Below are 22,122 nucleotides of genomic sequence, written 5' to 3' on the forward strand. Positions count from 1 at the left end.
CACCTTCACAGGAAGTAGAGGCGGTTGAGGGAGACGGACTCGGCGGGTTCGGAGCGCAGCGGGTCGCCGTCCAGGGTGACCAGGCCGGTGCGCCGGTCGACGTCGACCTGTCCGGTACGGGAGTTCAGGCGCAGGTCGGCCGGTCCGATGCCGCGGGTGCCGCGCACGGCGACCCGGCGGCGGCGGGTGGGCATCGTGTCGTGCCCCTGGTCCACGGCGGCCTGCGCGACGAAGGCGACGGAGATCTCGGCGGGGGTGGCGCCGTGCGCGCCGAACTGCGGCCCGAGGACCAGGGGTTCGCAGGTGTCGGTGGCCGCGTTCGGGTCGCCGACCACGCCGTACGCCGGGAAGCCCGCCTTGAGCACGAGCTGCGGCTTGGCGCCGAAGTACTCCGGGCGCCACAGCACGATGTCGGCGAGCTTGCCGACCTCGATGGAGCCGACCTCGTGCGCGAGGCCGTGGGCGATGGCGGGGTTGACGGTCAGCTTCGCCATGTAGCGCAGGACGCGCTCGTTGTCGTTGTCGTCGTCGGGGGCGCCGAACTCGGCCTTCATCTTCCCGGCCATGGCGAAGGTGCGGCGGACCGTCTCGCCGGCCCGGCCCATGCCCTGCGCGTCGGAGGAGGTGATGCCGATGGCGCCGAGGTCGTGCAGCACGTCCTCGGCGCCCATGGTCCCTTCGCGGATGCGGTCGCGGGCCATGGCGGCGTCGCCCGGCAGCTCGGTCTTGAGGTCGTGGACGGAGACGATCATGCCGTAGTGCTCGGCGACCGCGTCCCGGCCGAAGGGCAGGGTGGGGTTGGTGGAGGAGCCGATGACGTTGGGGACGCCGGCCATCTTCAGCACGTTGGGGACGTGTCCGCCGCCGCAGCCCTCGATGTGGAAGGCGTGGATGGTGCGGCCCTCCAGGACACGGAGGGTGTCCTCCACCGACAGGCACTCGTTCAGGCCGTCGCTGTGCAGGGCGACCTGCACGTCGTGCTCCTCGGCGACGCGCAGGGCGATGTCGAGGGCACGGGTGTGGGCGCCCATGTCCTCGTGCACCTTGAAGCCGGACGCGCCGCCCTCGGCCAGCGCCTCGATCAGCGGTGCCTCGTGGGACGAGGAACCCCGGCCCAGGAACCCGATGTTGACCGGCCACGCGTCGAAGGCGCCGAACGCGTGCTTCAGCGCCCAGGGCGAGTTGACGCCGACGCCCCAGACCGGCCCGAACTCCTGGCCGATGATCGTCGTCACGCCGGAGGCGAGCGACGCCTCCATGATGCGCGGGGAGAGCAGGTGGACGTGGGTGTCGACGGCTCCGGCGGTGGCGATCAGGCCCTCGCCGGAGACGATGGACGTGCCGGTGCCGACGACCACGTCGACGCCGTCGAGGGTGTCGGGGTTGCCGGCCCGGCCGATGGCGTGGATGCGGCCCTCGCGGATGCCGATCGACACCTTGCGGATGCCCTGGACCGCGTCGATGACGACGACGTTGCTGATGACGACGTCGCAGGTCTCGCGCACCGCGGCGGCCTTGAGGTGCAGCCCGTCGCGGGCGGTCTTGCCGAATCCGGCCAGGAACTCGTCGCCCTGGAGCTGGGCGTCGGACTCGACGCGGATCACCAGCCCCGAGTCGCCGAGGCGCAGCCGGTCGCCGGCCCGGGGGCCGTGGGTGGCGGCGTAGGCGTACGGGTCGATGTGGATCGACTCGCTGATCTCGCGTCCCTTGGAGCGGCTCATCGCACGCCTCCTTCCGGTGTTTCCTGTGGGGCGGACGGGCCGGGGTGGCCCGAGGTGCCGGGTGTGCCGGGGGTGCCCAGATATCCGCAGGCCGCCGCCCGCCGCAGGGCCTCCTCCTTGGCGCCCGGTGCGTCCAGCGGTCCGTCGACCAGTCCGGCGAACCCGATCGCGATCCGGCGGCCGCCGATGGGCACCAGGCCGACCTCGGCGCTCTCGCCGGGCCCGAAGCGGACCGAGGACCCGGCGGGGACGGCGAGGCGCATGCCGTAGGCCCGCTCGCGGTCGAAGTCCAGGCGCGGGTTGGCCTCGAAGAAGTGGAAGTGGGAGGTCACGGAGACCGGCACGGTGGCGGTGTTGGTGACCGGCAGCCGGAGCGCCGCCTCGGGTTCGGCGTGGTCGGGTCCCGGCAGCAGGGCCCCCGGGCCCGCCGGGCCCAGTCCCCCGCCCCCGATCGGGCCGGAGACGACCGCGAGCCGGGAGCCGTCGTCGAAGACGGCCTCCACGTGCACCTCGGTGACCACGTCCGCGACGCCGGGCAGCACGTCGTCCGGGCCGAGCACGGACCGGGCCCGCTCGACGGCCTCGGCGAGACGGGCGCCGTCGCGGGCGGCCTCGCACACGGTGTCCGCGATCAGCGCGGTCGCCTCCGGCACGTTCAGCCGGAGCCCGCGGTTCCGGCGGGCCCGGGCCAGCTCGGCCGCCCCGAAGAGCAGCAGCCGGTCACGTTCCGTGGGGGTCAGTCTCACGACGCGGCACCTCCTTGCCATCCAGACGTTAGAGCATCACTCTAAACCGAGCATTCGCTGAACGGAACCATTGACGGACGGCGCTGGAAGACGTCACATTGAACGTCGCTCTAAACCATCAGGCGGCCGTCGAAGGAGACCAGCCATGCCGATCGAACAGCGCGGAGTCGACACCATCCCGGAGGAGGAACGCACCAGCGGGCCCAGGGATCTCGTCTCGATCCTGCTGGGCTCCAACCTCTGCCTCGGCGTGATCGTCTTCGGCTGGCTGCCGCCGTCCTTCGGCCTGGGCTGGTGGGCGTCGGTCGGCGCGGTGGTGGCGGGCACGGTGGCCGGCACGCTGTTCACGGCACCGCTCGCGCTGGTCTCGCTACGCACCGGCACCAACCTGTCCACGTCGTCCGGCGCCCAGTTCGGCGTGCGCGGGCGGCTCGTGGGTTCGGTGGTCGGGCTGCTGCTGGCCCTCGGCTACACCGCGCTGACCGTGTGGATCGGCGGGGACGTGATGATGGGCGTCCTCGGCCGCCTCTTCGGACTCCCGCAGGGCGGGGCCGCGTACGCCGTCGTCTACGGCCTGCTGGCCGCGGCGACCGTCGCGGGCGCGGTCTACGGCTACCGGGTGCTGCTCGCCATGTCCAAGGTGCTGGCCTACGGCATGACGGCCCTGCTGGTCCTGGGCGTGATCGCCTACGCCCCCGACTTCACCACCGCCGCGCTCCCCGAGGCCGGCGGCTACCTGCTGGGCGGCTTCTGGCCGACGTGGCTGCTCGCCGCCGTGGCCGCGGGACTGTCCGGGCCGATCGCCTTCATCACGCTGCTCGGCGACTACACCCGCTACATCTCCCCGGCCCGCTTCTCCTCGCGCCGGGTGCTGCACGCGACCTGGCTGGGGCTGATGCTGGGGCTGCTCGTGCCGCAGCTCTTCGGCACCTTCACGGCGTACGCCGCCCGTGCCGCCCTCGACTACGCGGGCCCGCTGGTCGACGCCGCCCCCACCTGGTACCTGGTCCCGCTGCTGCTGGCCGCCTCGGCGGGCTCGGTGGGCAACGCCGGGCTGATGCTCTACTCGATGGGCCTGGACCTGGACGCCATCCTGCCGCGCGCCTCCCGCGCCCGCGCCACCTGTGCCGTCGCCGTCGTCGCGACGGCCTGCGTCTTCGCGGGGCACTACGCCTGGGACGCGCAGTCGGCCATGACGTCGTTCGTGCTGCTGCTCACGGCGATCGGCACGCCGTGGGCGGTCATCACGATGATCGGCTCGGTCCGCTGCGGCGGGGTGTACGACGCCGACGCGCTCCAGGTCTTCAACCGCCGCGCGCGGGGCGGGATCTACTGGTACCGCGCCGGCTGGAACGTCCCCGCCACGGCCGCCTGGGCGGTGGGCGCGACGGTCGGCGTCCTGGCCGTGTCCCTGCCGTCGTACGAGGGCCCGCTGCTGTCCCTGACCGGCGGCGTGGACTGCAGCTTCCTGCTGTCGGGTCTTGTGGGCGGGGTGGTGTACGTGATCGCGGTGCCGGGTGCCGTCGCGCCTGCGGCGAGCGGGACGGAGCTCGCGACGGCCGCCTCTTCTCCGACCGAGTCGGGTGGTGGGCGGGCATAGGCCGGGGGTCCGGGGGCGGAGCCCCCGGCGAGGCCCGCCCCCACGCGGGGTGCCTCAGGCCAGCCGGTGCATCCAGCCGTGCTTGTCCTCGGCGGTACCCCGCTGGATGTCCAGCAGCGCCGTACGCAGACGCGTCGTCACCTCACCCGGCTCGCCCCCGCTCTGCTGCCACTGGGCCCCGGCCCGCTTCACCGTGCCGACCGGCGTGATCACGGCCGCGGTCCCGCAGGCGAAGACCTCGGTGAGGGTGCCGTTCTCCGAGTCGCGCTGCCACTGCTCGACCGAGACGCGGCCCTCCTCCGCCTCGTAGCCGAGGTCGCGGGCGACGGTGAGCAGGGAGTCGCGGGTGACGCCCTCCAGGATGGAACCGGTGAGGGACGGGGTGACGATCACAGGCTTTGAATTGGACTCAGCGCCGTACACGAAGTACAGGTTCATGCCGCCCAGTTCCTCGACCCACTGGTGCTCGACCGCGTCGAGGTAGCAGACCTGGTCGCAGCCCTTGGCCGCCGCCTCCGCCTGCGCGAGCAGCGACGCGGCGTAGTTGCCGCCGGTCTTGGCGTCGCCCATGCCGCCGGGGACGGCGCGGACGCGGTCCTCGGAGACCCAGATGGAGACCGGCTTGACGCCGCCGGGGAAGTAGGCGCCGGCCGGGGAGGCGATGACCAGGAAGAGGTACTCGCCGGCCGGCTTGACGCCCAGGCCGACCTCGGTGGCGATCATGAAGGGGCGCAGGTAGAGGGATTCCTCGCCGCCGTGCGCCGGGACCCAGTCCTGGTCCTGGCGGACCAGCGCGTCGCACGCCTCGATGAACGTCTCCACCGGCAGCTCGGGCATGCCGAGGCGGCGCGAGGACGCCTGGAAGCGGCGGCCGTTCTTCTCCGGCCGGAAGGTGGCGACGCTCCCGTCGGGCCGGCGGTAGGCCTTCAGGCCCTCGAAGATCTCCTGCGCGTAGTGCAGGACCATCGTGGCCGGGTCGAGGGAGAGCGGGGCGTACGGGACGAGCTGACCGTCGTGCCAGCCGCGGCCCTCGGTCCACTTGATCGTCACCATGTGGTCGGTGAAGTGGCGGCCGAACCCGGGGTTGGCCAGAATCGCCTGCCGCTCCGCGTCGGAGAGCGGGTTGGCGGAGGGCTTGAGCTCGATCGTGCGCGTCGTCATGGGTTGATGTCCTTCACCGGTTTGATGTGTGACGGGCCGCTGTCACGCCCGTACGGCCGGTGGCCGGTGCTAGGACGTCCGAGCATTCCCTCATGTCGCGGCTTCGCGTTCGATTATCGCGCGCGGCCGGTGACGGATGAAACGGGGTGAATGCGGCCCAGGGTCTGATGGTCGCACCTGGCGGACGCAGGAGAAAGCCGCCGGGTGCCTTGTTTCTCGGACCCGGCGGCTTCGAATGGTTGGATTTCGAGTGCGCCGGATCAGCCGGCTACTCGTACGGCGAGCGCGTCGCCGATCTCTGAGGTGCTCCGTGCGGGCAGGTCACCGCGCTCGCCGAGGTCCGTGGCGACGGCCTCCTCGATCCGGGCCGCCTCGCCCTCGTACCCGAGGTGGCGCAGGAGCAGGGCGACGGACAGGACCGTGGCGGTCGGGTCGGCCTTGCCCTGGCCGGCGATGTCGGGCGCGGAGCCGTGCACCGGCTCGAACATCGAGGGGAAGTCGCCGGACGGGTTGATGTTCCCGCTGGCGGCGACGCCGATGCCGCCGGAGACGGCCGCGGCGAGGTCGGTGATGATGTCGCCGAAGAGGTTGTCGGTGACGATGACGTCGAACCGCTCGGGCTGGGTGACCAGGAAGATCGTGGCGGCGTCGACGTGGATGTAGTCGGTGGTGACCTCGGGGTACTCCTCGGCCACCTTGTTGAAGACGTTCGTCCACAGGTGGCCCGCGAAGGTCAGCACGTTGTTCTTGTGGACCAGCGTGAGCTTCTTGCGGGGGCGGGCCTGGGCGCGGGCGAAGGCGTCGCGGACGACGCGGTCGACACCGTAGGCCGTGTTGACGGAGACCTCGGTGGCGACCTCGTGCTCGGTGCCCTTGCGGATGGTGCCGCCATTGCCGGTGTAGGGGCCTTCGGTGCCCTCGCGGACGACGACGAAGTCGATCTCCGGCTGTCCGGCGAGCGGGGTGGCGACACCCGGCAGCAGCTTGGACGGCCGCAGGTTGACGTGGTGGTCGAAGGCGAAGCGGAGCTTGAGCAGGAAGCCGCGCTCCAGGACGCCGGACGGCACCGTCGGGTCGCCGATGGCGCCGAGCAGGATGGCGTCGTGGCCCTTGAGGGCGTCGAGGTCGGCGTCGGTGAGGGTCTCACCGGTGGCGTGGTAGCGCCGGGCGCCGAAGTCGAACTCCTTGGTCTCCAGCTTCACATCCTGCGGAAGGACGGCGGAGAGGACCTTCAGGCCTTCGGCCACGACCTCCTGGCCGATGCCGTCACCAGGAATCACTGCGAGATTGAGGCTGCGAGAACTTGCCGACATGTGCGGCACCCTACTCCTCGTCCCACGGGATGACATGCGGCGTCCGGCATGCGGACGCCGCACCTGCTGCCCGTGGCTCAGTGCCCGGTGGCGCCGCCGTTGTCCCGGCGGTCGAGGGCGCGCTGGAGGGCGGCCGCGGCGTTCTTGCGGTCGGAGTCGGCGCTGCGGGAGAGGTGGCGGACTCGGCGGCGGACGGTCGTCTCGGCCATGGGAATCGACTCCTTCGGCACTAAGGGAGCGCGGAGAGCGAGCGGTACGGAGAGACGCCGGAAGGGGCGGGGAGCACGGTGCCGCAGGGGTTGCCTGCGCGGGGCCCGGCTCACGACCGCCATCCGCTCGATCGAGCGGGACGTTCGGCTCCTACCAAGCTAAGGGAGTGCGGAGCGTCTGTCTCCACAATTACTCGGACTTCCTACTATCTGAGACGGTGCCCTCGGTCACACGCCCCCGAACTGCGAAAACGCCCGGGGGGCCAGGTCGGTCGACCTGGCCCCCCGGGCGTCACTCACAGGGCGTCAGCCCATGTGCGGGTACGTGTAGTCGGTCGGCGCGACCAGCGTCTCCTTGATGGCGCGGGTCAGCGTCCAGCGCATCAGGTTCTGCGGGGCGCCGGCCTTGTCGTTGGTGCCGGAGGCACGGCCGCCGCCGAAGGGCTGCTGGCCGACCACGGCGCCGGTGGACTTGTCGTTGATGTAGAAGTTGCCGGCCGCGTAGCGCAGCTTCTCCATCGTGTACGCCGCCGCCGCGCGGTCGTTCGAGACGACCGAGCCGGTGAGGGCGTAGTCGGAGACCGACTCCATCTGGGTCAGCATCTCGTCGTACGCCTCGTCCCGGCTGTCGTCGTACACGTGCACGGCGAGGAACGGGCCGAAGTACTCGGTGCGGAAGACCTCGTTCTCCGGGTCGGTGCACTCGACGACGGTCGGGCGGACGAAGTAGCCGACCGAGTCGTCGTAGGAGCCGCCCGCGACGATCGTGCAGGTCTCGTCGGCCTTGGCGCGGTCGATGGCGGCCTTGTTCTTGGCGAAGGACCGCGCGTCGATGACGGCGCCGACGAAGTTCGACAGGTCGGTGACGTCACCCATGGTGAGGTAGTCGACCTCGGCGGCGAACTCCTCCTTGAAGCCGGAGTTCCAGATGGACGCCGGGATGTACGCGCGGGAGGTGGCGCTGCACTTCTGGCCCTGGTACTCGAAGGCGCCGCGGGTCAGCGCGGTCTTGAGCACGGCGCGGTCGGCGCTCGGGTGGGCGACCAGGAAGTCCTTGCCGCCGGTCTCGCCGACCAGGCGCGGGTAGGTGCGGTACTTCTCGATGTTGTTGCCGACCGTCTTCCACAGGTGCTGGAAGGTCTTGGTCGAGCCGGTGAAGTGGATGCCGGCGAGGTCCCGGTGCTCCAGGGCGACCTTGGAGACCTCGATGCCGTCACCGGTGACGAGGTTGATGACGCCCTTGGGCAGCCCGGCCTCCTCCAGTAGCTGCATCAGCAGCACGGCGGCGTGGGTCTGCGTGGGGGACGGCTTCCAGACCACCACGTTGCCCATGAGGGCCGGGGCGGTGGGCAGGTTGGCCGCGATCGCGCTGAAGTTGAACGGCGTGATCGCGTAGACGAAGCCCTCCAGCGGGCGGTGGTCCATGCGGTTCCACACGCCCTGGGAGTTGGCCGGGGGCTGCTCGGCCAGGATGTTGCGGGCGTAGTGGACGTTGAAGCGCCAGAAGTCGATCAGCTCGCAGGGGCTGTCGATCTCGGCCTGCTGGGCCGTCTTGGACTGGCCGAGCATCGTGGAGGCGGCGATGGTCTCGCGCCACGGGCCGGACAGCAGCTCGGCGGCGCGCAGGATGATCGCCGCGCGGTCGTCGAAGGACATCGCGCGCCACGCGGGGGCCGCGGCCAGGGCGGCGTCGATCGCGTCCTGGGCGTCCTGCTGGGTGGCGTTCGCGAAGGTGCCCAGGCGGGACTTGTGGTTGTGCGGCTGCACGACGTCGAAGCGCTCGCCACCGCCCATCCGCTTGACGCCGCCGATGGTGCAGGGCAGGTCGACCGGGTTGTCGGCCAGCTCCTTGAGCTTGACCTCCAGACGGGCACGCTCGGGCGAACCGGGCGCGTAGCCGTGCACCGGCTCGTTGACGGGGGTGGGGACCTGGGTCACAGCGTCCATGGTTTCCGTTACTCCTTACTGAGCGGGTCTTGCGAGCGGGTGCGGGCTCAGCCCTTGCTGACCATCGAGCGGGCGAAGAACCGGAGGTTCGCCGGCTTCTCCGCCAGACGGCGCATGAAGTAGCCGTACCAGTCGGTGCCGTAGGCGGTGTAGACGCGCATGCGGTGGCCCTCGGCGGCCAGCCGCAGGTGCTCGTCGCCGCGGATGCCGTACAGCATCTGGAACTCGTACTCGTCGAGCTTTCGCCCGGCGGTGCGGGCCAGCTCCTGGCCGATGGAGATCAGGCGCGGGTCGTGCGACCCGATCATCGGGTAGCCGTCGCCCTCCATCAGGGTGCGCAGGACGCGGACGTACGCCTTGTCGATCTCGTGGCGCTGCTGGTACGCGACCTCTGCGGGCTCCTTGTAGGCGCCCTTCACCAACCGTACGCGACTGCCGCTGTCGGCGAGGCGGCGCGCGTCGGCCTCGGTGCGGAAGAGGTAGGACTGGATGACGCAGCCGGTCTGCGGGACGTCCTTCCGCAGCTCCTCGTGGATGGCGAACATCGAGTCGAGGGTGGTGTGGTCCTCGGCGTCGAGGGTGACCGTGGTGCCGATCTCGGCGGCGGCCTCGACGACCGGGCGGACGTTCTTCAGGGCCAGCTCGTGGCCGCCGTCCAGCGCCTGGCCGAACATCGACAGCTTCACCGACATCTCGGCGCGGGTGCCGAGGTCGAGCGGCTTCAGCCGGTCGACCAGCTCCAGGTAGGCGTCGCGGGCGGCCTCGGCCTGCGCGGGGTTCGTGATGTCCTCGCCGACGACGTCCATCGTCAGTTCCAGGCCCTGGTCGGTCAGGTCCCGGACGATCGGCACGATCTCGTCGACCGTCTCGCCGGGGATGAACCGGTCGACGACCGGCTTGGTCACGGGCGCGGCCGACACCAGCCGGCGCATCCGGTCGCTGCGCGACGCGGCGAGAATCACGGGACCCAGCACGGGGCACCTCCACTTACCAACCAACACGAGGCCGTAGCCCGACGAGCGGGGGACGGCACGGAGAACCACCGTGAAATCTAAGGATCCCCCCGATCGTCGGCCATCGACAGCTGTCACGCATCCGTGCCGCAGATCTCAGACATGTGTATGAAAGCGGCGCGCAAATGCGGCAGAATGCCCGGGTGACGACGGATTCCAAGGGTGACTACCAGGAGCTGGTCGACGAGATCTCCGAGCTGCTGGGCGCCCCGGCGACCCTGGAGAACCGCGACTTCGAGCTGATCGCCTTCGGTGCCTACGACAGCGAGGGCGACCTCGACCCCTCCGCCCTGGACCCGGTGCGCACCCGCTCGATCCTGACCCGGCGCTCCACCGCGGCCGTCCGGGCCTGGTTCGAGGGCTTCGGCATCACCCGCGCCACCGGCCCGGTCCGCATCCCGCCGACCCCGGAGGCGGGGGTGTACCGGGGTCGCACCTGTCTGCCGGTACGCCATCGGGGCGTGGTCCTCGGCTACGTGTGGCTCCTGGACACCGACCCCGGTCCGACGGAGCGGCAGCTGACCGCGGCCATGGCCGTGACCACCCGGATCGGCGCGCTGCTCGCGGACGAGGCGCAGCACGGCGCGGACCTGAGCCGGGAGCTGCGGGCGGTGCTGACCGCGGAGCGGGACTGGCAGCGGGACATGGCGGTGGCGGAACTGCGCACCGCGCTGGGCGCCCGGGCGGACGCCCTGCACGCGGTGGTCTGCGTGGCGCCCTGGCCGTCGGCCGATCCCGAGGACGCACCCTCGGTCCGCACGGTGCCGGCGGCGACGGCGCTGTGCACGGTGCCGTGGGGTACCGCGGGCGAGTCGCTGGCCCTGCTGGTGCGGCTGCGCTCGGCGGACGTGCTGACCCCGGCGACCTCGGCGGCGGGCCGGCTCCTTGAACGGGCCCGTGGCGGCGGGATCGCGGCCGGGGTCTCCGCGCCGCGGTCGGGACTGGCGGAGCTGGGGGCGGCCTGGTGGGAGGCGTCGGCGGCGGCGCGGGCGGCACGCGCGGAGTCCCGCTTCGGTCCGGTCGCGGAGTGGACGTCCATCGGGGCGTTCCGCCTGCTGACCGCGCTGCCCCCGCGGTCCGCGCACGACCCCGCCCTGCGGGTCCTGCTCTCCCCCGCCCACCGGGAGCTGGTCCGCACCGCCGAGATCTACCTCGACTGCGCGGGCCAGGCCGGCCGCGCCGCCGCCGAGCTGGGCATCCACCGCCAGACCCTGTACTACCGCCTCTCCCGCGTCGAGCAGCTCACCGGCCTGGACCTGGACGACGGGGAGGACCGGCTGCTGCTGCACATGGCGCTCAAGGCGCACCGCCTGTAGCGGCGTCCATCACCTGCCGCAGGCCCTCGGTGAGCTGGGCGGCCTCGGGAGCGCCCTTCGGATCGAAGGTCCACTGCGCCATGAGGCCCATCATCAAGGTCGTGTAGAACGCGCCGAGCGTGTCGATCACGTCGTCCGGCACGTCCTCCTCGCGGGCGCCCGTGAACAGGGCGACGAAGCCGCGCGAGCCGTCGCGCTGGGCGCGCGCCAGATGGTCGCGGACCTCCGGCAGCTGATCACCCAGGGCCACGATCTCCATGCTCAGGCGCCACATCGAGCCCGGCTGCCGCATGGTGCCGATGATGTTCGCCCACGCCGAGGTGAACCGCTCCAACGAGCCGGGCTCGCCGCCGACCTCGCCGTCGAACGCCTCCGACATGTTCTCGACCATCGCCACGTACGCCTGCGCGAGGAGCGCGTCCTTCGACCCGTAGTGGTAGCCGATGGAGGCCAGGTTGGTCCCCGACTCCTTGACGATGTCGCGGGCCGTGGTGCGCACGAACCCCTTGGCGAGCAGGCAGCGCTGGGCGCCCTCCAGCAGATCCTCACGGTGTCCCATGGCGCCACCTTACCGGGCTCCCTATACGTCTGTCCTATACGATTGTTCTATACGGTCGTTCTAGACAACCGTATAAGACGTGCGTACAGTCCTCGTCATGACAACGAACCCACCCAGGGCCGGCCGTCGCGAATGGACCGCGCTGACCGTGCTCATGCTTCCGCTGCTCCTGGTCTCGATGGACGTCTCGGTCCTCTACTTCGCGGTCCCGGAGATCAGCGCGGACCTGGACCCCACCGGCACCCAGCAGTTGTGGATCTTCGACATCTACGGCTTCGTGCTCGCCGGGCTGCTGATGACCATGGGTGCGGTGGGCGACCGCATCGGCCGGCGCAGGCTGCTCCTCGTGGGTGCGGCGGCCTTCGGTGCCGCCTCCCTGCTCGCGGCCTACGCCCACACCGCCGAGACGCTGATCGCGGCCCGCGCGGTCCTCGGCATCGGCGGCGCCACCCTGATGCCGTCGACGATGGCGCTGGTCCGCACGATGTTCACCGACCCCTCCCAGCGGGCGAAGGCGATCGGGCTGTGGTCCGGGGTGATGACGGCCGGGATCGCGCTCGGCTCGGTGATGAGCGGCGTCCTCGTCGAGCACTTCTGGTGGGGCTCGGTCTTCCTGGTCAACCTGCCGGCGATGGCCCTGCTGCTGATCCTCGGCCCGCTGCTGCTCCCCGAGTCCCGCAACCCCTCCCCCGGCCGCTTCGACCTGCTGAGCGTCCCGCTGTCGATGGCGGCCGTGCTGCCCGTCGTCTACGGCCTGAAGGAACTGCCCTCCGAGGGCTGGAACGTCCGCTACGTCGTCTCGATCACCGTCGGCCTGCTGTTCGCGGCGCTGTTCGTGCACCGTCAGCGCACGTCGGCCTCGCCGATGATCTCGCCGGCCCTCTTCCGCGGCCACGGCTTCACCCCGGCGCTGGTCCTCAACACCGTGTCGGCCTTCGGGATGATGGGCTCCGCGTACTTCTCCACCCAGTACCTTCAGTCGGTCCTGGGCAAGAGCGCGCTGGAGGCCGCGCTGTGGAGCCTGCTGCCGTCGGTGCTCATCGGCGTCGCCGCACCGGTCGCCGCCCAGCTGGTCCAGCGCGGTGTCGAGCGCGCGTACGTCGTGACGGCCGGCTTCGGCACGGCGGCGGTCGGTTACGTGCTGATGGCCCTGGCCGGTACCGACTCGCTGTGGCTGGTGCTGACCGCGTGCGGCGTCCTCGCCGCCGGAATCGTCATCGTGATGTCCCAGCTCACCGACCTGGCGCTCGGCTCGGCGCCGGTCGAGAAGGCGGGCTCGGCCTCGTCACTGCTCGAAACGGGCACCGAGTTCGGCGGCGCGATGGGCATGGCCGCCCTCGGTTCCATCGGTACGGCCGTCTACCGCCACGGCATGCCGTCGGACGCACCCGCTCCGGCCCAGGAGACCCTCGGCGGCGCGCTGGCCGTCGCCGCCGAACTGCCCGGGCGCGCGGGAGACGTCCTGGCGACGGCGGCACGCGAGGCGTTCACCGACGGCATGCGGGGCGCCGCGCTCGCGGGGGCGCTGGTGCTCCTGGCGGCCGCGGGGCTGGCGGCGAGGGGACTGCGGCACATCAGGGTGCGTCCGGAAGCGCCCACGGAAAACGCCGAACAGGCTGACCGACTCAGCCCGTCCGGCGTTTGAGGACGCGGTTCCTCAGACCAGGTTCACCGACCGGGCGGACGTCGCGCCGATCTCCGACGCGACCTCCGCCAGGACCCCGGAGGGCACCGTGTCGTCGACGGTCAGCACGGCCAGCGCCTCGCCGCCGACCGTCGCACGGGCGACCTGCATGCCGGCGATGTTGATGCCGGCCTCGCCGATGACGCGGCCGACGGTGCCGACGACGCCGGGACGGTCCTCGTAGCGCAGGACGACCATGTGGTCGGCGAGGGCGAGGTCGACGTCGTACTCACCGACGGCGACGATCTTCTGGAGGTGCTTCGGGCCGGCCAGCGTGCCGGAGACCGACACCTCCTCGCCGTCCGCGAGGGTGCCGCGCACCGTGACCACGTTGCGGTGCTCCGGGGACTCCGAGCTGGTGGTCAGCCGGACCTCGACGCCGCGCTCCTGGGCGAACAGCGGGGCGTTGACGTACGACACCGTCTCGTCGACGACGTCCTCGAAGACACCCTTGAGGGCGGAGAGCTCCAGCACCTTCACGTCGTGCTGGGTGATCTCGCCGTAGACCTCGACGTCGAGGCGGACGGCGACCTCGCCCGCGAGCGCGGTGAAGATCCGGCCGAGGCGCTCGGCGAGCGGCAGACCCGGCTTGACGTCCTCGGCGATGACACCGCCCTGGACGTTGACCGCGTCCGGGACCAGCTCACCGGCGAGGGCGAGGCGGACCGACTTGGCGACCGCGATGCCGGCCTTCTCCTGGGCCTCGTCGGTGGAGGCGCCGAGGTGCGGGGTGGCGACGACCTGGTCGAACTCGAACAGCGGCGAGTCCGTGCACGGCTCCTTGGCGTACACGTCCAGGCCGGCGCCCGCGACGCGGCCCTCCTTGAGCGCCGAGTACAGCGCCGCCTCGTCGACGATGCCGCCGCGCGCGGCGTTGACGATGCGGACGCTCGGCTTGACCCGGCGCAGCGCCTCGTCGCCGATCAGGCCGAGGGTCTCGGGGGTCTTGGGCAGGTGGACGGTGATGAAGTCGGCGACCTCGAGCAGCTCGTCCAGCGACAGCACCTTGACGCCCATCTGCGCGGCCCGCGCGGGCTGCACGTAGGGGTCGTAGGCGACGACCTTCATGCCGAAGGCCGACATGCGCTGCGCGACGAGGGCGCCGATGCGGCCGAGGCCGACGACACCGAGGGTCTTCTCGGCCAGCTCGACGCCGGTGTACTTGCTGCGCTTCCACTCGCCGTTCTTCAGCGCGGCGTTGGCCTGCGGGATGTTGCGGGCGGTGGCGACGATCAGGCCGCAGGCCAGCTCGGCGGCGGTCACGATGTTGGACGTCGGCGCGTTGACGACCATCACGCCGGCCTTGGTGGCGGCGGAGACGTCGACGTTGTCCAGGCCGACGCCGGCCCGGGCGACGACCTTGAGCTTCTTGGCGGCGGCGATGGCCTCGGCGTCGACCTTGGTGGCGGAGCGGACCAGGATCGCGTCCACGTCGGCGATGGCGGGGAGCAGTTCGGCCCGGTCCGCGCCGTTGCACTGGCGGATCTCGAAGTCGGGGCCGAGCGCGTCCACGGTCGCGGGCGACAGCTCTTCGGCGATGAGTACGACAGGTTTCGAGCTCACGTGAGTCCTTACAAGTCCAATGCGGACGGCCGTCCCGACGGCCGCATTCGGTGTCGCTGAGCCGCGTGGAAGACGCACGACGCTGTGGGCCTGACGCGTATGTGTTCAGCAGTCTAGTGGCGTGGCGGACGTCGTCCTGCGCCTCTGCGGAAGGATCACCCGGAAGGGGTTGGACAGGTCGGCCAACGCCCCGTGCCGGCGCCCGGTACGCGGGCGCCGGCACGGGGCGAGAGGACCTACGCCTCTTCGTCGACCCAGCTCATGAGCTTGCGCAGCTCCTTGCCGGTGGTCTCGAGGAGGTGCTCGGAGTCCTGCTTCTTGTACTCGTTGTACTTCTTCAGACCGCCGTGGTACTCGTCCATCCACTGCTGGGCGAAGGTGCCGTCCTGGATCTCGGCGAGGACCTTCTTCATCTCGGCCTTGGTGGCGTCGGTGATGATCCGCGGGCCGGTGACGTAGTCGCCCCACTCGGCGGTCTCGGAGATCGACCAGCGCATCTTCTCCAGGCCGCCCTCGTACATGAGGTCCACGATCAGCTTCAGCTCGTGGAGGCACTCGAAGTAGGCGATCTCCGGCTGGTAGCCGGCCTCGGTCAGGGTCTCGAAGCCCGCCTTGACCAGCGCGGCCGTGCCACCGCAGAGGACGGCCTGCTCGCCGAAGAGGTCGGTCTCGGTCTCCTCGGTGAAGGTCGTCTTGATGACGCCGGCGCGGGTGCCGCCGATGCCCTTCGCGTACGACAGGGCCAGCGCGAAGGCGTTGCCCGAGGCGTCCTGCTCGACGGCGGCGATGCAGGGAACGCCGCGGCCCTCCTCGTACTGGCGGCGCACCAGGTGGCCCGGGCCCTTGGGGGCGACCATGCAGACGTCCACGCCGGCCGGGGGCTTGATGAAGCCGTAGCGGATGTTGAGGCCGTGACCGAAGAACAGCGCGTCGCCGTCCTTCAGGTTGTCCTTGATGTGCTCCTGGTAGACCTGGGCCTGGATGGGGTCCGGGACGAGGACCATGATGACGTCGCCCTCGGCGGCGGCCTCGGACGGGCTCACCACGCGCAGGCCCTGCTCCTCGGCCTTGGCCTTGGACTTCGAGCCCTCGTGCAGACCGACGCGCACGTCGACGCCGGAGTCGCGCAGCGACAGGGCGTGGGCGTGGCCCTGGCTGCCGTAGCCGATGACCGCGACCTTGCGGCCCTGGATGATGGACAGGTCGGCGTCGGCGTCGTAGAACAGCTCGGCCACTGGGTTCTCTCCTTGTGTGCAGGTGTTGCGTCCCACCGTATGCCGGTGGGGGGAAGGGAAGTTTCGGGGTCTCGGCATACGGGCGGCCGGTCGTGGGACCGGCCGCCCGTCGCCGTCGTTATGCGGACCGGTCGAGTGCGCGCAGCGAGCGGTCCGTGATCGAACGGGCGCCGCGGCCGATGGCGATCGTGCCGGACTGGACGAGCTCCTTGATGCCGTACGGTTCCAGCATCCTGAGCATGGCGGACAGCTTGTCGCTGCTGCCGGTGGCCTCGATGGTGACGGCCTCCGGGGAGACGTCGACGGTCTTGGCGCGGAACAGCTGGACGATCTCGACGATCTGGGAGCGCGTCTCGTTGTCGGAGCGCACCTTCACCAGAACGAGTTCACGCTGGACGGCCTGGGCGGGCTCCAGCTCGACGATCTTGAGCACGTTGACGAGCTTGTTGAGCTGCTTCGTCACCTGCTCCAGCGGGAAGTCCTCGACGCTCACCACGATGGTGATGCGGGAGATGTCCGCGTGCTCGGTGACGCCGACGGCGAGCGAGTCGATGTTGAAGCCGCGGCGGGAGAAGAGGGCGGTGATCCGGGCGAGGACGCCGGGGGTGTTCTCCACCAGGACGGAGAGCGTGTGCTTGGACATGGTCTGCTTCCTCTGCTTGAAGTCCTGACGGCTCTCAGTCGTCTTCGTTGTCGCCGAAGTCCGGGCGGACGTCCCGGGCGGCCATGATCTCGTCGTTGGAGGTGCCGGCGGCGACCATCGGCCAGACCATCGCGTCCTCGTGGACGATGAAGTCCACGACGACGGGCCGGTCGTTGATGGAGTTCGCCTCCTCGATGACCTTGTCGAGGTCGGCGGGGTCCTCGCAGCGGATGGCGTAGCAGCCCATGGCCTCCGACAGCTTCACGAAGTCGGGGACGCGGGTGCCGCGGGCGTCCGGGTTGACGTCCTCCGGGCCGGAGTGGAGCACGGTGTTGGAGTACCGCTGGTTGTAGAACAGGGTCTGCCACTGGCGGACCATCCCGAGGGCACCGTTGTTGATGACGGCGACCTTGATCGGGATGTTGTTCAGGGCGCAGGTGGTCAGTTCCTGGTTGGTCATCTGGAAGCAGCCGTCGCCGTCGATCGCCCAGACCGCGTTGCCGGGCATGCCGGCCTTGGCGCCCATGGCGGCCGGGACCGCGTACCCCATGGTTCCGGCGCCGCCGGAGTTCAGCCAGGTGGCGGGCTTCTCGTACTGGACGAAGTGCGCGGCCCACATCTGGTGCTGGCCGACGCCGGCCGCGAAGATCGTGCCCTCGGGCGCGAGCTGCCCGATGCGCTCGATGACCTGCTGCGGGGAGAGCGAGCCGTCCTCGGGCTGGTCGTAGCCCAGCGGGTAGGTGTCGCGCCAGCGGCTCAGGTCCTTCCACCAGGCGGTGTAGTCGCCCTTGTTGCCCTCGTCGTGCTCCTTCTGGACGGCCTGCACGAGGTCGGCGATGACCTCGCGGGCGTCGCCGACGATCGGGACGTCGGCGGCGCGGTTCTTGCCGATCTCGGCCGGGTCGATGTCGGCGTGGACGATCTTGGCGTACGGGGCGAAGCTGTCCAGCTTGCCGGTGACGCGGTCGTCGAAGCGGGCTCCGAGGGCGACGATCAGGTCGGCCTTCTGCAGCGCGGTGACGGCGGTGACCGCACCGTGCATGCCCGGCATTCCCACGTGCAGCGGGTGGCTGTCGGGGAACGCGCCGAGCGCCATCAGGGTGGTGGTGACGGGCGCTCCGGTGAGTTCGGCGAGGACCTTCAGCTCGGCGGTGGCGCCGGCCTTGAGTACGCCGCCGCCGACGTAGAGCACGGGGCGCTTCGCGGCGGAGATGAGCTTGGCGGCCTCGCGGATCTGCTTGGCGTGCGGCTTGGTGACCGGGCGGTAGCCGGGCAGGTCGGTGGCGGGCGGCCAGGAGAAGGTCGTCCGCGTCTGCAGCACGTCCTTCGGGATGTCGACGAGGACCGGTCCCGGACGGCCGGTCGAGGCGATGTGGAACGCCTCGGCGATCGTCTTCGGGATGTCCTCGGCCTTGGTGACCAGGAAGCTGTGCTTGGTGATCGGCATCGTGATGCCGACGATGTCCGCCTCCTGGAAGGCGTCCGTGCCGATCGCCTTGGAGACGACCTGGCCGGTGATCGCGACCAGCGGCACCGAGTCCATGTTGGCGTCGGCGATCGGCGTCACCAGGTTGGTGGCGCCGGGTCCTGACGTGGCCATGCAGACGCCGACCTTGCCGGTGGCCTGCGCGTAACCGGTGGCGGCGTGGCCCGCGCCCTGCTCGTGACGGACCAGCACGTGGCGCACCCGGCTGGAGTCCATCATCGGGTCGTAGGCGGGAAGGATCGTGCCGCCGGGAATGCCGAATACGGTGTCGACCCCGACCTCCTCAAGCGAGCGGATGAGGGACTTCGCACCCGTGACGTGCTCGGGGGCGGACTGCTGTCCTCCGGAACGGGGCCGCGGCTGCGGGTGATGGGCCCCGGTGGCCTGCTCGGTCATCGGCATTCTCTTCTCGATGCTGAGGGTTTTTGCGAGGTTTCGTGCGATCTGCGGCTGCTGCTCGGCGGGTGCCTGTGCAACAAAAAACCCCTCGTGCCATAAGGCAAGCGAGGGGAGCGCGTCGGGTGTGGGTCGCCGGGAGTCCGGGTGGTCCGGACGTCACCAGCTTCAGCCGACGCGCTTTCCAAGTACGAGAATTCGGGTGCGCATGGCACTGACCCTCCCCCCGGCGCGCACCCACTGTCAAGTGGGTGGGACGGGAGTCTCATTATGTGAGCGCAGTGCCGTGCCACCTCCGAGGACGGCCGGCAGTCCCGACGGGAGTCCGCCGGGGACCTGGCCGGTGGCGGTGGCGGTGGTGCCGACGCTCTTGCCGTACACCCCCTTGGCGCCGCCCGCGAAGGCCGGTTCGGCCGGTCCGTGCGGCACCGGGTAGTGGCCGGTGCCCAGCGCTCTGCGCAGCCGGTACTCGTCCAGCGGCCCGGAGAACGCCATGCCCTGTCCGTGCGTGCAGCCCATCGCGCGCAGGGCGACGATCTGCTCGGGCAGGTCCACGCCGTCGGCCACGGACTTCAGCCCGAGGTCGGTGGCGATGCGCAGCAGACCACTGGTGATCTTGTGCAGCCGCGCCGACTCCACGACGCCCTCGATCAGCCCGCGGTCGAGCTTGAGCACGTCCACGGGCAGGCGCCGCAGCGCGGTGATCGCCGCGTAGCCGCTGCCGAAGCCGTCCAGCGCGATCCGGACACCCACCCTGCGCAGCGCGTTCAGCCGGCGGTCCAGCTCGTCCAGGCCGACCCGTGGGTCGATGTCCGACAGCTCGATCAAGAGAGAACCCGGCGGGAGCCCGTGCCGGGTCAGCTGGGCCTCCACGGAACCCAGCGGCATCGAGCGGTCCAGCAGGCGGCGGGCGCCGATGCGTATGGCCACGGTGACCGGCAGGCCGGTCGCCGCGCGTTCGGCGGCCTGCTCGACGGCCTCCTGGAGCACCCAGCGGTCCAGTTCGGCGGTCTTGTCGGCGTCCTCGGCGACGCGCAGGAACTCGGCGGGGGTGAACAGCACGCCCTGCGAGGAGCGCCAGCGCGCCTGGGCGCAGACCGACGTGATCCGGCCGTCCGTCAGGGAGACCACGGGCTGGTGCAGCAGCGCGAACTCGCCGTCGTGCAGCGCGACCCGCAGCCGGGTGGCCAGTTCGGCCTTGCGCACGACGTCCTGCTGCATCTGCGGCCGGTACAGCTCGACGCGGCCCTTGCCGCTCGCCTTGGCCCGGTACATCGCGAGGTCGGCGTTGCGCAGCAGCTCGCCCGCGCCGAGGCCCGGTTCGGCGAAGGCGACGCCGATGGAGGCGTTGACACGGACATCGTTGCCGTCGATGAGGTAGGGCTGGGAGAGGGTCATCCGGAGGCGGTCGGCGAGTTCGCGGATGTGGCCCTCGCGGGCGGCCCGGTCCCGGGCCCCGTCCCCGACGATCAGCGCCGCGAACTCGTCGCCGCCCAGTCTGGCGGCGGTGTCCCCCTTGCGGACGGCCTCGTGGAGTCTGCGGGCGGCCTGTACGAGCAGTTCGTCCCCGGCCTGGTGGCCGATGGTGTCGTTGACGCCCTTGAAGCCGTCGAGGTCGATGAAGAGCACCGCCGTACCGCGCAGGGCGGCACCGCGGTCCAGGGCGCGGCGGCCGGAGAGGGCCTGCTGGACGCGCCGGGTGAACAGGGCGCGGTTGGGCAGGTCGGTGAGCGGGTCGTGTTCGGCGTTGTGCTGGAGCTGGGCCTGGAGGCGCACGCGCTCGGTGACGTCCCGGCTGTTGAAGATGAGGCCGCCGTGGTGGCGGTTGACGGTGGACTCGACGTTGAGCCAGCCGCCGTCCCCGGAGCGGAAGCGGCACTCGATGCGCGCGGTCGGTTCCTCGACGGGGCTGGCGGCGAGGAAGCGGCGCACCTCGTGCATCACGCAGCCGAGGTCCTCCGGGTGGATGAGCCCGGCCAGTTCGCTGCCGACCAGTTCCTCGGCGGGGCGGCCGTAGACACCGGCGGCGGCCGGGGAGACGTAGCGGAGGATGCCGGTGGGCGCGGCGATCATGATGACGTCGCTGGAGCCCTGCACCAGGGAGCGGAAGTGGTTCTCCTTCTGGGCCAGTTCCTGGGTGAGGACGATGTTGTCGAGCAGCATGATGCCCTGCCGGACGACGAGTGCGAGCACCACGGTGCCGCCGGTCAGCAGCACCACGCGGTCGACGCTGCGGCCGTTGAGCACGTTGTAGAGGATGCCCAGGGTGCAGACCGCGGCGGCGAGGTACGGCGTGAGCGCGGCCAGGGATCCGGCGATGGGCCGGGCGGCCGGATAGCGCCCTCGCTCACCGCCCGGTACGGGCACGGGCGGGGGCACCTGCGGGTGGCCGGAGCCGCGCTGTCCGGGCACGTGTTCGCGCACCACGCGGGTGTGTCCGCCGGTGCCCTCCGCGTCCGGCGTCCGTCCGCGCCGGGTCGCGGCCCAGGGGGCGTAGGCGAGCAGCAGGGAGCCGGCGAACCAGCCGGCGTCGAGCAACTGGCCGGAGCGGTAGTTGTTGTGGAGCAGCGGCGAGGTGAACAGGGCGTCGCACATCACCGTCAGGGCGAGCGCGCCGATGGCGGTGTTGACGGCCGACCGGCAGACGGGCGAGCGCCTGAAGTGCAGCGCCAGCACCATGCTGACCAGCGCGATGTCGAGCAGCGGGTACGCCACCGAGAGCGCGGAGTGCGCCACGCTGGACCCGCCCCCGGCCTTGGCCGCCTGGGCGAGCGCGAGGCTCCAGGCCAGCGTCAGCAGCGAGCCGCCGATCAGCCAGGCGTCCAGGCCCAGGCAGATCCAGCCGGCCTTGGTGACCGGCCGTTTGGCCAGGACCAGCAGCCCCACGATGGCGGGCGGCGCGAAGCACAGGAAGAACAGGTCGGCGTAGCTGGGACTGGGCACGGGCACCCGCAGGACGACCTCGTACCACCCCCAGACCAGGTTGCCCAGGGACGCCATGGCCGAGGAGAGGGCGAAGAGCAGCCACGCCGGTCGGAAACGGACGCGGCGTCCGCGGGCGTAGAGGAAGCAGGAGACGGCGGCGGCGCCCGCGGCGGCGCTCAGCCCGAAGTCGCCCATGACCTTGGCGGCGTACTCCGAACCCCAGCCGAGCGCGGACCCGACGGCGTAGCCCGCGCAGACCAGGGCCAGCACGAGCTGGCGGACGAAGGTGGGGCCGCGGGAGGCGGCCGAGGGCCGGGGCAGCAGCGGTCCGGGTGCCGGCTGCGCGCGCAGCGCTCCGTCCAGCGTGGGCACGGGCGGCGGGCTCACCGGAGCCTCCCGCGGCCGCCCGGCCGGCGGCGGTGAGGGCCGCGCTGGGCGTGATGGCTGTGCTGACCCCGTCTGCGCGCGGTCGTGGTCGTGCGCCAGGGTCGCCGGCGGCGGCTCCGCCGCGTCGGGTCGTTCGTCCATAGGCCGTGCATCGCCCGTCGCCCCCCTCACAGTCTGAGATGTCCATCCCCGGCGCCGAACGGTGCGCGGCGCATCCC

16 protein-coding genes are annotated in these 22,122 nt (G+C 71.2%); 3 read left to right on the forward strand and 13 right to left on the reverse strand.

All coding sequences use genetic code 11. From position 1 onward, the window contains the following. Positions 1-5: 5 nt before the first annotated feature. On the reverse strand, positions 6-1,721 hold the full coding sequence (locus ACFC1X_RS29425) for an urease subunit alpha (RefSeq protein WP_376359084.1): 1,716 nt from the start codon (positions 1,719-1,721) through the stop codon (positions 6-8). Beyond that, positions 1,718-2,467, reverse strand: a complete 750-nt coding sequence (gene ureA / locus ACFC1X_RS29430) for an urease subunit gamma (RefSeq protein ID WP_376359087.1) — start codon at positions 2,465-2,467, stop codon at positions 1,718-1,720. Before ureA ends, ACFC1X_RS29425 begins: the two co-directional genes overlap by 4 nt. A 145-nt stretch (positions 2,468-2,612) precedes the next feature. Between ureA and ACFC1X_RS29435 the strand changes: the two genes are divergently transcribed. Then, on the forward strand, positions 2,613-4,067 hold the full coding sequence (locus ACFC1X_RS29435) for a cytosine permease (protein ID WP_376359090.1): 1,455 nt from the start codon (positions 2,613-2,615) through the stop codon (positions 4,065-4,067). Between the two features lie 54 nt (positions 4,068-4,121). Here the strand turns inward: ACFC1X_RS29435 and ACFC1X_RS29440 are convergent, their stop codons facing one another. From ACFC1X_RS29440 to ACFC1X_RS29460, 5 genes are all read right to left on the reverse strand, one after another. After that, a complete protein-coding gene (locus tag ACFC1X_RS29440) occupies positions 4,122-5,228 on the reverse strand; it encodes a branched-chain amino acid aminotransferase (protein ID WP_376359093.1) in 1,107 nt (368 codons plus the stop codon). Between the two features lie 260 nt (positions 5,229-5,488). Next, a complete protein-coding gene (locus tag ACFC1X_RS29445; protein ID WP_376359096.1) occupies positions 5,489-6,541 on the reverse strand; it encodes a 3-isopropylmalate dehydrogenase in 1,053 nt (350 codons plus the stop codon). 77 nt (positions 6,542-6,618) lie between these two features. Continuing rightward, entirely contained in the window at positions 6,619-6,750 is a 132-nt protein-coding gene (locus tag ACFC1X_RS29450) for a hypothetical protein (protein ID WP_376359099.1), read from the reverse strand. A 306-nt stretch (positions 6,751-7,056) separates the two neighbouring features. After that, positions 7,057-8,697, reverse strand: a complete 1,641-nt coding sequence (pruA, locus tag ACFC1X_RS29455) for an L-glutamate gamma-semialdehyde dehydrogenase (protein ID WP_376359102.1) — start codon at positions 8,695-8,697, stop codon at positions 7,057-7,059. 47 nt (positions 8,698-8,744) lie between these two features. Continuing rightward, on the reverse strand, positions 8,745-9,671 hold the full coding sequence (locus ACFC1X_RS29460) for a proline dehydrogenase family protein (protein ID WP_376359105.1): 927 nt from the start codon (positions 9,669-9,671) through the stop codon (positions 8,745-8,747). A gap of 164 nt (positions 9,672-9,835) precedes the next feature. Between ACFC1X_RS29460 and ACFC1X_RS29465 the strand changes: the two genes are divergently transcribed. Beyond that, positions 9,836-11,026 carry a PucR family transcriptional regulator gene (locus ACFC1X_RS29465; RefSeq protein WP_376359108.1) on the forward strand — a complete coding sequence of 397 codons (1,191 nt, stop codon included), beginning with the start codon at positions 9,836-9,838 and terminating at the stop codon, positions 11,024-11,026. Here ACFC1X_RS29465 and ACFC1X_RS29470 read toward each other — a convergent pair. Next, on the reverse strand, positions 11,007-11,585 hold the full coding sequence (locus ACFC1X_RS29470; protein ID WP_376359111.1) for a TetR/AcrR family transcriptional regulator: 579 nt from the start codon (positions 11,583-11,585) through the stop codon (positions 11,007-11,009). The genes ACFC1X_RS29465 and ACFC1X_RS29470 overlap by 20 nt on opposite strands. Before the next feature lie 97 nt (positions 11,586-11,682). Here ACFC1X_RS29470 and ACFC1X_RS29475 point away from each other — a divergent pair, with 97 nt between their 5' ends. After that, positions 11,683-13,230: an MFS transporter gene (locus tag ACFC1X_RS29475; RefSeq protein ID WP_376359113.1), complete on the forward strand. Its 1,548-nt coding sequence runs from the start codon at positions 11,683-11,685 to the stop codon at positions 13,228-13,230. A 12-nt stretch (positions 13,231-13,242) separates the two neighbouring features. On the opposite strand, the gene serA is transcribed toward ACFC1X_RS29475, so the two are convergent. From serA to ACFC1X_RS29500, 5 genes are all read right to left on the reverse strand, one after another. Continuing rightward, complete coding sequence (gene serA, locus ACFC1X_RS29480; RefSeq protein ID WP_376359115.1) at positions 13,243-14,832, reverse strand: phosphoglycerate dehydrogenase; 1,590 nt, start codon at positions 14,830-14,832, stop codon at positions 13,243-13,245. A 236-nt stretch (positions 14,833-15,068) separates the two neighbouring features. Then, complete coding sequence (ilvC, locus tag ACFC1X_RS29485) at positions 15,069-16,067, reverse strand: ketol-acid reductoisomerase (RefSeq protein ID WP_376359118.1); 999 nt, start codon at positions 16,065-16,067, stop codon at positions 15,069-15,071. A 118-nt stretch (positions 16,068-16,185) separates the two neighbouring features. Then, positions 16,186-16,710, reverse strand: coding sequence for an acetolactate synthase small subunit (gene ilvN / locus ACFC1X_RS29490; protein WP_122617626.1), 525 nt, complete (start codon positions 16,708-16,710; stop codon positions 16,186-16,188). Between the two features lie 34 nt (positions 16,711-16,744). After that, on the reverse strand, positions 16,745-18,592 hold the full coding sequence (locus ACFC1X_RS29495; protein WP_376359122.1) for an acetolactate synthase large subunit: 1,848 nt from the start codon (positions 18,590-18,592) through the stop codon (positions 16,745-16,747). Positions 18,593-18,835: 243 nt separating this feature from the next. Then, positions 18,836-21,904, reverse strand: coding sequence for a putative bifunctional diguanylate cyclase/phosphodiesterase (locus ACFC1X_RS29500; protein ID WP_376359125.1), 3,069 nt, complete (start codon positions 21,902-21,904; stop codon positions 18,836-18,838). Positions 21,905-22,122 lie beyond the last annotated feature (218 nt).

The organism is Streptomyces sp. NPDC056128 (genome assembly GCF_042263835.1).
Lineage (GTDB): Bacteria > Actinomycetota > Actinomycetes > Streptomycetales > Streptomycetaceae > Streptomyces.